This is a genomic window from Synechococcus sp. OH2 (genome assembly GCF_047462155.1).
Taxonomy (GTDB): domain Bacteria; phylum Cyanobacteriota; class Cyanobacteriia; order Thermostichales; family Thermostichaceae; genus Thermostichus.
Genome location: NZ_JANSIR010000001.1, coordinates 8812 through 19729, shown reverse-complemented (window position 1 = coordinate 19729; position 10918 = coordinate 8812). Strand labels below are relative to the sequence as shown.

At 59.7% G+C, this 10918-nt stretch carries 11 protein-coding genes; 5 read left to right on the top strand and 6 right to left on the bottom strand.

The features are described 5' to 3' along the window. The 4 genes from NW835_RS00100 to NW835_RS00085 all read right to left on the bottom strand — a co-directional run. On the bottom strand, positions 1-739 hold a 739-nt coding region (locus NW835_RS00100; RefSeq protein ID WP_414414196.1), incomplete at its 3' end, for a DUF4394 domain-containing protein. Between the two features lie 254 nt (positions 740-993). Beyond that, positions 994-1776 (bottom strand): ABC transporter permease, encoded by a 783-nt coding sequence (locus NW835_RS00095; protein WP_414363767.1) that lies wholly within the window; start codon positions 1774-1776, stop codon positions 994-996. Between the two features lie 17 nt (positions 1777-1793). Beyond that, entirely contained in the window at positions 1794-2537 is a 744-nt protein-coding gene (locus NW835_RS00090; RefSeq protein ID WP_414363770.1) for a class I SAM-dependent methyltransferase, read from the bottom strand. 53 nt (positions 2538-2590) lie between these two features. Then, on the bottom strand, positions 2591-3076 hold the full coding sequence (locus tag NW835_RS00085) for an FHA domain-containing protein (protein ID WP_414414195.1): 486 nt from the start codon (positions 3074-3076) through the stop codon (positions 2591-2593). Between the two features lie 412 nt (positions 3077-3488). Between NW835_RS00085 and NW835_RS00080 the strand changes: the two genes are divergently transcribed. The 3 genes from NW835_RS00080 (at position 3489) to chlP (ending at position 6521) form a co-directional block, all read left to right on the top strand. Further along, positions 3489-4130, top strand: coding sequence for a DUF3038 domain-containing protein (locus NW835_RS00080; RefSeq protein ID WP_414363774.1), 642 nt, complete (start codon positions 3489-3491; stop codon positions 4128-4130). Positions 4131-4189: 59 nt separating this feature from the next. Continuing rightward, entirely contained in the window at positions 4190-5110 is a 921-nt protein-coding gene (locus NW835_RS00075) for a DUF4335 domain-containing protein (RefSeq protein WP_414363776.1), read from the top strand. 190 nt (positions 5111-5300) lie between these two features. Next, on the top strand, positions 5301-6521 hold the full coding sequence (chlP, locus tag NW835_RS00070) for a geranylgeranyl reductase (RefSeq protein WP_414385669.1): 1221 nt from the start codon (positions 5301-5303) through the stop codon (positions 6519-6521). A gap of 6 nt (positions 6522-6527) precedes the next feature. Here chlP and NW835_RS00065 read toward each other — a convergent pair whose 3' ends face one another. Next, on the bottom strand, positions 6528-7373 hold the full coding sequence (locus tag NW835_RS00065; protein WP_414414194.1) for a hypothetical protein: 846 nt from the start codon (positions 7371-7373) through the stop codon (positions 6528-6530). Positions 7374-7736: 363 nt separating this feature from the next. Between NW835_RS00065 and secD the strand changes: the two genes are divergently transcribed. Both secD and secF read left to right on the top strand, forming a co-directional pair. Then, positions 7737-9083, top strand: coding sequence for a protein translocase subunit SecD (gene secD, locus NW835_RS00060; protein WP_414414193.1), 1347 nt, complete (start codon positions 7737-7739; stop codon positions 9081-9083). After that, on the top strand, positions 9080-10075 hold the full coding sequence (gene secF / locus NW835_RS00055; RefSeq protein ID WP_414333455.1) for a protein translocase subunit SecF: 996 nt from the start codon (positions 9080-9082) through the stop codon (positions 10073-10075). The genes secD and secF overlap by 4 nt, the downstream gene beginning before the upstream one ends. A gap of 15 nt (positions 10076-10090) precedes the next feature. Here the strand turns inward: secF and NW835_RS00050 are convergent. Then, the coding region (locus NW835_RS00050) for an FAD-dependent oxidoreductase (RefSeq protein WP_414414192.1) at positions 10091-10918 on the bottom strand (828 nt) is incomplete at its 5' end.

Genomic DNA, 10918 nt, shown 5'->3' with positions numbered 1-10918 from the left:
TCAGGTCAATTCGATACAGGGTGGAGCCGCCGATGGCAAAGCCGGTATCCACCCCGCCGACCGTACGGATGTCAAACCCGCCCACCGGGCCGAAGTTCACGCCCAGGAGGCCAATCGGCATTTGCACCCCGTCGTTGGGCGGGTTCTGAAATAGCAGCAGGTTGCGCTCGCCGTCGATGTTCAGCAGCCGTGTGGATTGGGCGCCGGCCACGCTGTTGGTGTAGGCGGCAGCGGTAACAGCCGGGCGGGATCCCTGCAGCTCCATCGGGCCAAAGGCCAGAGGTCTATCTTGGATCACTTCGCCCGTGTCGACATTGATGCGGAAGTTCTGGCCGTTGGCTCCCACCAGGCGCAGGCGATCCGGGACGGGGTTGAAGTCCATACCGGACAGCGTGCCCGCCGTAAAGGGAACCGACAGGGTACTGGCCACGCTGGCGGCGCCAGTTTGCAAGTTGATGGTGTAGAGGATGTTGGCGTCGGTGAGGCCGTAGAGCAGGCGATTGGCAGGACGGACATCGATACCGATCAAACTGCCGCTCACCCCCGTCACCGTCAGGGATCCCTGCACAGAGGCATCGGCAGAGCGGATGAGGGTGAGGCGATTGCCGCTGCCCAGGGCCACCAAATCCGCTTGGGAGGGGATCATCGCCATCGGAGAAGGATTGCTGTTGCTGCAGCCCAGCAGAGCTAGGCTACCGGCTGCCACAGATACGGCCACACATTGCAGGCGCTTGCGCATGGAAAATGCTCCCTAAAACAAGAAAACTATCCCTCTGCGCCACCAAATAGGTAGCTACAGATCGCTGCAGCGAGAATTGCTTTTGCCCTTAAAAAAATGAGCCTGAGGGATCCTATTCCCAGGGTGGGAACCTATTTTTGCCCTTCCCTTGAGGAGAAGATCCAACTCTGGGGCGGCGCATGGGGCGCTTCTGTAGCAATTACTCCCATCCTCGCTGCTTGGATGCTTAGGATGGAGATGTTTGGACGGAGATTTTAGCTAGAGGCGCTGGTGTAAAAGCGCAGGGCAAAGCGCCAGAACAAATGGGATCCGACCAGCAGCCCCACTGCCAGCAGGGCGGATCCCACAAGCCACGGCCACTGGGCTCGCCCCAACAGGGTTTCCGCCGGTACTGTGGTCAAGAAAGCCACCGGCACAACGAAGGTAAAAAACAGCCGATAGGCCACCGGATAGGCCACCAGGGGGAAGCGCCCCGCCTCTACCAAGCCCCGCAGCACCTCGGTGACGTTGTAGATCTTGACAAACCAGATGCTGGTGGCCCCCAGCATAAACCAGAGGCTGTAGAGGATGACCAATCCCAGGAGCAGGAGCAATAAACCCAAAACATAGGCCCAGGCCGGCAGGCGCAACTGGATCCCGGCGTAGAGAATCAGCACCAGGCCAAAGCCGATATCCACCAGGCCCCAGGGAGAGAACACCCGGGTTGACAGCCAAAACTGGCTACTAATGGGCTTGAGCAAAACAAAATCCAGAGTGCCCTCCTGCACCTGCTGCACGATGCGGTTTAAGTTGACGTTAAAGAGGCTGGCCGACACCCCCTGCAAGATGGTGAACATGCCCAAGACGATGAGCGCCTCCGGCCAGCTCCAACCCCCCAGGCGGTGCCCCTGCTGATAGAACAGTGAAAGCCCAAACAGAGCTGACACGAGGCCGCCTAAGCTGCTGAGGCTGGCAAAAAAGAAGTTGGCGCGGTACTCCATTTCTGCTGCTACAGAAGTGCTCCAAAATAGCCACAGCACCCGCAAGTAGCGCAGCATTCGTTCTCTCTCCAATCTCAGCTTTTATTCCACTTACGGTAGCAGCGGGCGGTGATGAAATAGGGATGAAACACTTCTAGGAAATGGCTTTGCAATACCTGAAAGAATTGCTCGACTTTTTGCGGGTCGTCTAGGTGGAAGGGGAATTCGCCATTAAACCCCTTGAAAAAGTACCAGTTGATCAACAATTTGCCTTCCGGCTTGAGCCAAGTGTAAAACTGACGCAACTGCGCTGCCGGATCCGGCAAATGTTCCACCACATCGAAGCAGATGACGGTGTCAAAGGGGATCCCTTGCGGGAAGGTTTCCGGGCAGTGGATCCGTTCGCTTAGGCCCAACTTTTCCGCCCGCAGTTGCACAAACTGCCGATGGATGGGGTTGAGATCCCAAAAAATCACCTGCTCCACCGCCGGGCAGAGAGCCGCCCCAATGGCGTGGGTGCCAATGCCGCCGCCAAAATCCAGCACCCGCCCGCGGGCCTGATCCGCCACCAGGCGCAGGGTATTGCCGATGTAGTCGGTGCTGCTCAGGTGCCAAGCGGCTAAGTCCAGCAAATAGGCGGATCCCACCCGATCCCGGTAAAAGGCGTCTGCCTGATCCCAGCCGAAGTCGCGCCGGCCCAGCTCCGCCAACTGCTGTTGCCCCAGCCGCAGCTTCTCCCGCAGTTCACCCGCCTCAAGGCCAAGGAAGGATCCCAAGTGAGCTTCTAGGTCAAAGCCATTTTGCCAGTAGCCGCTCAGCGCAGGAGGAATGAGAGACACGGAAACCCAAAACTCGGTAGGGCGCTGGACTCAGGATAATTCAGGAGAGGGAATCAAGCAGCGGTGAAGTCGTCGTTCTCTCGGGGCAACTCTTTGGAGGTCTCTCTCTGGGATCCCTCCAGGGGGCCGTTTTTGTCGAGGGCCGGCGGCTGCAACAGGGCTGCCAGCGTCTCTGGGCTGAGGCGGTCGGTGCTCTCCACGATGGCTGTTACATTCGGTCCAAACCTTATCTTGTCAAAAAGCTGTAGCCGATGGGACAAAACCGCTTTACCGTTAACGAACAAACCATTGGTGCTGCGGCGGGATCCCGAGTTGCCGTCAAAGATCATGTAACCGTATCCGGCTCGGTTCTCTTCCGGGATGCGGATAATTAGGGCATGCTCTCGCGAAACACAGGGGTCGTAGAGGCGGATGTGGTTGCTGGGGGCTCGCCCTACCGAGTAGTAAATCTTGTCCAAGACAACGCCGCGCCGGCCTACCCGATCCGTGAAGATCAAGACCAAGTGAGCAGGGCTGGATTGGGCGGCGAAAGCATTCATAACCGTGCGCAGGTAGGCGCAACGTGGCTGATATAGTCAAAAGCAGTGGCCCCGAAGCTCCAGACAAGCCCAGAGAAGTCAAGCCGGGCCGGAGAAAATCCTTTGTTGCGCGTCGTAAGCTTGTAGAAGAGGTTACCCTTACCAATCGTATCTTTTCCCATGGCTTTCCCTCAAGGGCAGCAATTCCCAAAGCAAGAAGCGGGGGGTGCGGGGCAAAAGAGGCAATGGGGTGAGGGGAGAGGGACAGTGATTTGGGCTTGACCTGTGGGATCCCCCAGCCGCAAATGCCTTAAGCCACCAGAGCCATGAGCCAAGAGCCTTTTTCCCTCAAGCGCAGGGGAAGCAGGTTGCAGGTTTGCCCCAGACAAGAGATCATAGAGTCCTACCAAAGCCAAAAGCTCCCATTGACAGCGTGACGGTGGAACCTAAGCAGACTCAGTTAGACCCTCAGCCCGCCGGCCTCACCACAGCTACCGCAACCATCAAAGCCCAGTTGGATTTGTTGTTGCTGGGGCTGGAGTCTTTAAGTGGGGAGAGTTCCGAGGCAGTTCTGGCAGCAGCCAAGGCTCTGAACTTGGAAAAGCAGATCGGCGATCGGGTCATTCTCTGGCGGCTGCGCAATGCCAACCCTCTGCGCCGCAGCAGCGGCGGGCGAAAAGAAGTCGATATCGAAGAGGCGCGCGCCCTAGTGATGGTGATTGCTCACCTGGCGGCCCAGCGACAGGCCCGCATCCGCAGCACCTTAGAGCAACTGGAAACCGCTGTCGAGCAAGAGCTCAGCCCTTTCCATCAGCCACTGGTGGGCGATTACCTGGATGAGTTTATCTCCCACTACCGCAGCCGCATGGTGGATGGGGATGTGCGCGACGAGAACAGCCTTGCTGAGCTGGCCCTGCGCATCTTGATCGAGCTGATGTTTTACAGCAGCCCGAGAGGGGCACAACGCCTGTGGAAAGCCCTGCTCAACCGCCCTGAAATGGATCTGCCCGCCAGCAGCGACGAAGAAGGGGAGGTAGCCCATAGCTCCGGATCGGATGCTTTGCCCTCTCCTTGAGACGGTCTTGTCTCATCGCCCTTGAGATTCTTGCCTGTGTTGTTTGCCTGCGAGTTGTTATGCCCGGCGTTACCCTCAGCTACACCTATCAACAACCGACCTCGACGCTCACAGTGCGGGGAGAGGCGCCCAGCCCACCCGAATCTGCAGGCACCTCTTCGGCGCTGCCACCGCGAGCGATTCAGCACAACTTTGTGTGTCAGTTGGAAATTCGCCAGGGGGAGACCACCAAAACGCTGCAGGGAGACAGCACTTGGCTCAAGGATTTGATTACCGTGATCGACCGCTACGTTGGATCCCAGCTCTGTGGAGCCCCCAAGGGAACCTTCAGTGGCACTGTGGCCATCCGTCCGCTCGATTTCATTTTTCATCGCCTCACGGTGCGCCAAGGGGAGAATCAGATTGCCCAGGTGGATTTGTCGATGACCCAGTTGTACGACCTGCTAGAGAACCTCTCTCAGGTGGCCGATGACTTGCCCCAACTGGACAGTTTGGCAACTCCGGTGACGCAAGCTTGGTATCGACAGCCTGCCGGGATCGCAGCGCTGCTGGTGGGAGGGATCGCCCTGGTGGCCGGAGTTGGCCTCTGGGCCAGCCGCACCCCGGAGGACAGGGATCCTACTGCCTCCAACTCGGTGCAGGAGCAGCTCACCGTGCCGGAGCAACCCGGCAAAACGGTGGGATCCCCTCCCCCTTTGGCTGAAGATCCCCTTCTCCGTCTGCGAGACACCCTGGCAGAGCAATGGCAGTCTTCCTCCGATTTGCAAGAGAGCCTGGTCTATCGGGTAAGCGTGGACGAGACGGGATCCCTGTTGGCTGCCGAGCCGGAGAATGAGCTGGCCCGGGAACGCCGCGCCGAAACTCCTCTTGCCAACCTGCCGGAGGTGGCGCCGGATCCCTTGCCGACAGGTGCCAAACAGTTCCGCGTTAGCCTAGGGCCAGAGAACCGGGTGGAAGTGGCCCAGATAGAACCACTCTGAAATCCAGGCTGAGGAGAACGTCACAACCTCTAGCGTTGAGGCCGGGCGGCTCCCTTTCTCAGCGCTGAAGCACGTGCCCTTGAGCCCAGCCGAACTGCAATACTTCGTCAAGGTTGGCAACGCTTTTGGGGAGCTGTGGTAGGATGCCTGCTGTCTGACGAGCCGATGCATTTGCAGCGAGGAGAGCGCCTTGAGCCTGAGAGTTGCTGTTGTTGGGGGTGGCCCAGCCGGAGCCTCTGCCGCCGAAGTTCTAGCCCAAGCCGGAATCGAGACCTTTTTGTTTGAGCGGAAGCTAGACAACGCCAAGCCCTGCGGGGGCGCCATTCCCCTCTGTATGGTCTCGGAGTTCGACCTCCCTGAGGAGATCATCGACCGCAAAGTGCGCAAGATGAAGATGATCTCCCCTTCCAACTACGAGGTGGATATCGCCCTCGAAAAGGAAAATGAGTATATCGGCATGTGCCGCCGCGAGATCCTGGATGCCTTCTTACGCAACCGCGCCCGCCAAAAAGGGGCGGAGCTCATCCACGGCAAGGTGATGCATCTGGAAATCCCGCAAAATGGTCGGGATCCCTACATCCTGCACTACAGCGACTTTTCGGACGGCTCAAATCGGGGAGTACCCCGTTCGCTGGCGGTGGATCTGGTGATTGGGGCAGATGGCTTTCACTCCAAGGTGGCAGAAGCCATCGGTGCCGGCGACTACAACTATGCGCTGGCCTTTCAGGAGCGGATTCGGCTCCCCGACGACAAAATGGCCTACTACGAGGACCGGGCAGAGATGTATGTGGGGGACGATGTTTCTCCAGACTTCTATGCCTGGGTGTTCCCCAAGTGCGACCACGTGGCAGTGGGCACCGGCACCATGAAGGTCAACCAAGCCCAGATCCAAAAGTTGCAGGCCGGGATCCGCGCCCGCGCTGCCGAGCGGATTCGGGGGGGCCAGGTGATCAAGGTGGAGGCCCATCCGATCCCAGAGCATCCGCGTCCGCGCCGTGTGGTGGGTCGGGCGGCTTTGGTAGGAGATGCGGCAGGCTATGTAACCAAGTCCAGCGGCGAGGGAATCTATTTTGCCGCCAAGTCGGGCCGCATGTGCGCCGAGACCATCGTCGAGACCTCCAATGGCGGGAAGCGCATCCCCAGTGAGGAGGATCTCAAGCTGTACCTCAAGCGTTGGGATCGCCAATACGGTCTAACCTACAAGGTTTTGGACATTTTGCAACGGGTGTTCTACCGTTCCAACGCCACCCGCGAGGCCTTTGTGGAGATGTGCGCTGACCGAGATGTGCAGCGAATGACCTTTGATAGCTACCTCTACAAGACGGTGGTGCCCATGAGCCCTTGGGTGCAGTTCAAGATCACTGTCAAGACTCTGGGCAGCCTGCTGCGAGGGAACGCCCTGGCACCCTAGGGATCCCTACTGCCACTGGAAGGTGACGGTGACCCGATTCCAATTGCCATCGGTTTTCAGAACACTAGCAGAGGCCCGTTGTCCCGGTGGCACGTCGCTGGGCTCAAACGCGGCCACCCGCGTCTCCACCACCTCCTCTCCCTGGTAGAACGTGAAGCGAGCACGAGCGTTGAGGACGGTGCGGGTGCTGCGGTTGATCGCCTCCACGCTCAGGCGGCTGCCTGCACCTACCCGTTCTTCTCGAATGGATCCCACGATTACGAAATCTCCCGGGTTGGGCGCAGATTCGGCGGCAGCAGTCGGTGTTGGGCTGGCTGTTGCTGGGGCCGTCTTGGTCTGGCCGGGATCCGACTGCTTCAAGAGCTCCAAAACGCGGGCCAACTCCTGCTGAAAGAAGACAAAGGCCTCCCGCGATTGGTTAGCCACCTGGGCCAAGATCAGCCGATCCGACTCTTCCAGGGGAATTTCCAGGAGGGGGGCCGGCCCTTTGAGGGTGACCCGAATGCTGGCGACCTCTTGGTTGATGAATTTATCCAGGTAGGGAAAGATGTTGAGAATGCAGTCTTGAAAGGATCCCATCGGCATAATGCGATTGTTCGTCAGCACCAAGTCGGCCCGCTCACAGCTAGCTCGATCCTCCATATCGATTTCCAGCGGCACCCGAAAAGATCCCAGGCTGGTGTTGGTGATGGTGACGTTAATGCCGTACACTTCCTGCCGCCAGCCGTGAATGATCTCCAGGCTAGGGCTGGTCACTTCCTCGGTGAAGTACTCTCCCGCCCAGACAGGGGATCCCCCTAGAGCTAGAGCCGAGAGCAACCCAGGGAGATAGTAAGTCCGTCTCCAATTCACCTCAACTTTCCCTCCCTTAACTCGCCGATGTCGGAGTAGAGCCAAATACACCAGATGTTGCCTGCTGCCCTGAGATGGCAATAGCCTAGCCCTAGGGCTAGCACAAACCAAGAGGGGACAGCGCTTGTTTAGCGGCTTTCAACTTTATCTTCTCCTTGCTTGGCTCGGCAGCCGAGCGCCCATCTTCTGACAAGCTCGCGGTTGCCTCTGCAGCGGATCCCCAAAAACCCTACTTGGATGCTCCTGCCGCTGCCGTTTTCCAACGGGTCAGGTGGGGGATCCCGTGTGCGATAGGATCAAAAAGTGCCGAAATCCTGAGGGCCTCGGATCGAGTGCGCCCGTATTCATCACTTTTTCAGCAGTATGGCCAGATCTCCAGCTTTGTGGCTCAGTCGCCTCGCTTTTCTGCGAGGGCTGATCTTTATCTTGGCAGTGGTGGCTGCCCTCGTCTATCTGGGCTTTAGCCGCGAAGTTCGCCTCGGCCTTGACCTCAAAGGAGGGACGCAGCTCACCCTGCAGGCTTTGCCTACGGAAGAGGTACCCGAGATCACCTCTGAGGTGATGCAGGGGGTGGAGGCGGTGATCCAGCAGCGGATCAACGGCCTGGGGGTGGCCGAGCCTCTGGTGCAGATCAGCGGCCAAGACCGCCTGTTCGTACAACTGCCGGGGGTGGCGGATCCGGATCGGGCCATTGCTCTTTTGGGCGATACGGCCCAGTTGGAGTTTCGCAAGGGCTTGGTGCCGGTCAGCGCCCTGCCCCGTAACGAGCAGGGGGAGATAACGGCGGGGGAGGATCCCGACGCCCTGTTTGAACGGGTCGGCCTGACAGGGGATCTGCTGCGCAACGCCTATCCCCAAGCTCCTCGTCGCGGATCCCAGAGCTGGGAAGTGCTGTTGGAGTTCAAGCCAGAAGGGGCAGAAAAGTTTACTCAGCTCACCCGAGAGTTGGCCGGAACAGGGCGTCCGCTTGGCATTTTTCTCGACGACGTGCTGATCAGCGCCCCCATCGTGGGGCCGGAGTTTGCCCGCACCGGCATTACCGGCGGAACGGCGGTGATCACGGGCAATTTCACGGTGGAAACCGCCACCGATCTGGCGGTGAAGCTCAAGGCGGGAGCGCTGCCGGTTCCCATTCGCGTCATTGAAAACCGCACCGTCGGGGCCACGTTGGGGGAAGAGAGTGTGCGCCGCAGCCTCTATGCCGGCATTGGCGGCCTGGTGCTGGTTTTTGTCTTTATGGTGGCCTACTACCGCCTGCCGGGGCTCATTGCCGACCTCGCTCTTCTCATCTACGCCCTCTGTACGTTTGCTCTGTTCCAACTGCTGGGGGTGACCATGACCCTGCCAGGGATCGCCGGCTTTATCCTCAGCATCGGCATGGCGGTGGATGCCAACGTGCTGATCTTCGAGCGCATCAAGGAGGAGCTGCGGGCGGGCAAGTCCATCTATAAGTCCATCTCGGAAGGGTTTAATCGTGCCTTCAGCAGCATCCTCGACAGCAACGTCACCACCCTTTTGGTCTGTGGCGTACTTTTCTGGCTGGGGATGGGGCTGGTGAAAGGCTTTGCCGTCACCTTGGCCATTGGCATTCTGGTAAGCTTTTTCACGGCCATCACCTGCACCCGCACCCTGCTGCTGGCGGCAATGGGGATCCCTGCCCTGCGCAAACCTGAGTTTTACGGCGTTCGCATGGAGGCGGCTCAATCATGACGGCGCAAGAGTTATCCCCCCCCGATCCGGCGGTGGGATCCCGGCGGTTGCTTGACTACCGCTTCGACATCGTCGGGCGCAGCAAGCTTTGGTTTACCCTTTCCCTGGCGGTGTTGCTGGTGGGGCTGGTCAGCATGGCCTTTTCTCTGGCCTCTCTAGGGACACCGCTGCGGCTGGGGCTGGATTTTGCCGGCGGCACCTTGCTGGATCTGCGTTTTGAGCGGCCTGTCACCACCGAAGAGCTGCGGCGGGCGCTGCAGGAACACAACCTGGGCAGCAGCATCATCCAACTGGACACCCAGACCAGTCAGGAAGCCTTGATCCGCATGCCCCCTTTGACTGAGCAGGAGCGCCTAGCGGTAGAGGAGACGCTGCGGCAACAGGTAGGCCCTTTTGAGCGCAACCTAGTGGAGACGGTAGGCCCGACGGTGGGGCGCTTGCTCTTGCGTTCCGGCCTCGTGGCTGTGCTCATCTCTTTTGGGCTCATTGTGGTGTATCTGGCCCTGCGCTTCCAGTGGGATTACGCGGTGTTTGCCATTGTGGCCTTGCTGCACGATGTGGTGCTGACAACAGGTCTGTTTGCCCTTTTGGGCCTAACGGTGGGCATGGAGGTGGACAGCCTGTTTGTGGTGGCGCTGCTAACCATCATTGGTTTTTCCGTCAACGACACGGTGGTTATCTACGACCGCATCCGGGAAAATCTGCGTCTGGTCAGCCGCAAGGTCAGCTTTGCCGAGGTGGTGAACCTATCTCTAAACCAGACTTTTGCCCGCTCTTTGAACACCACCCTGACCACGATGCTGCCCCTGGTGGCCATTGCCATTTTTGGGGGAGCCACCCTGAAGGGGTTTGCCATTGCTTTGCTCATTGGCTTTAGCTTGGGGGTCTATTCCAGCATCTTCATCGCCAGCCCTCTGCTGGTGTGGTGGCGGCAGCGGCGCTATGGCGGAAAAGGGGATCCCGAGGCGCTGCCTTCCGGCGCAGAGGGGTAGGGCGGCGGCAACTGCCTACCAGTGCAGCCGCTGTCCGTGGGCAACCAGGTAGCGCTGCAAGTCGGCCATCTTGCCCTGCGGCACAATCTGGGCCGGGATCAAACCGGGATCCTGGCTGTGCAACCAGGCTACGATGAGCCCCGCTGCTGAGCCGATGGTCCACTCGCCGTAGTGGGTGCGGGTGGCGGCGTTGACGATGTGGCTGACGGCGATCCCTTTGCCGCCGATGAGCAGGTTATCCACTTTCTGGGGGATCAGGGCCTCTAGGGGGATGACGATGGGGCGGACGGAAAACTCGTTGACGGGCGCCGAGCTGGCCGACAGGGAAGGCTCCCAGTTGCGGTAGCGACAGCCGTGCATGTCGATGGCGTAGTGAGTCACCCCTACAGCGGTGGGGCTAAAGTCCCGTCCCCCGCTGGTGCCGACGCGGATGTCTTGCTCCAGCATCTGGAATTCCGCCTGGCCGTAGGCAGCTCGCCCCAGGATGCGCCGCCCCTCCCGGATGTAGGGGTAGAGGCTGAGGCCGGAGCGGGTGCCCAGCAAAGAGTCCTCGGCAAACACCAACGAGAGGGGATAGCCGGTGCGGGACTGAGTTTCCATCAGCCACTCGGCAAAGAGCAGGGCGTGGTTTTCTCCATCTTTGAGGGCGGAGACGTCCAGCCCCCCCAGCCAGTTGTGGCGCTGCCCTGAGGCCACCAGCCGCTCTTCTGTCAGGATTAGGGGCGGGTTCATGATCCCCCAGTCGTTGCCGCGGTTCCAGTTCACCAGGGTTAGATCCCCGGGAACCGGGGTGCCGTAAAAGGGATCCGTGCGGCCTTTGCTGACGATGCGGCGGTAGTTGAA

Coding starts and splice junctions, on each gene's coding strand:
- NW835_RS00095 (WP_414363767.1), bottom strand. CDS start 1,776: ATGCTGCGCTACTTGCGGGTGCTGTGGCTATTTTGGAGCACTTCTGTA.
- secF (WP_414333455.1), top strand. CDS start 9,080: ATGACGGCGCAAGAGTTATCCCCCCCCGATCCGGCGGTGGGATCCCGG.
- NW835_RS00085 (WP_414414195.1), bottom strand. CDS start 3,076: ATGAATGCTTTCGCCGCCCAATCCAGCCCTGCTCACTTGGTCTTGATC.
- secD (WP_414414193.1), top strand. CDS start 7,737: ATGGCCAGATCTCCAGCTTTGTGGCTCAGTCGCCTCGCTTTTCTGCGA.
- NW835_RS00075 (WP_414363776.1), top strand. CDS start 4,190: ATGCCCGGCGTTACCCTCAGCTACACCTATCAACAACCGACCTCGACG.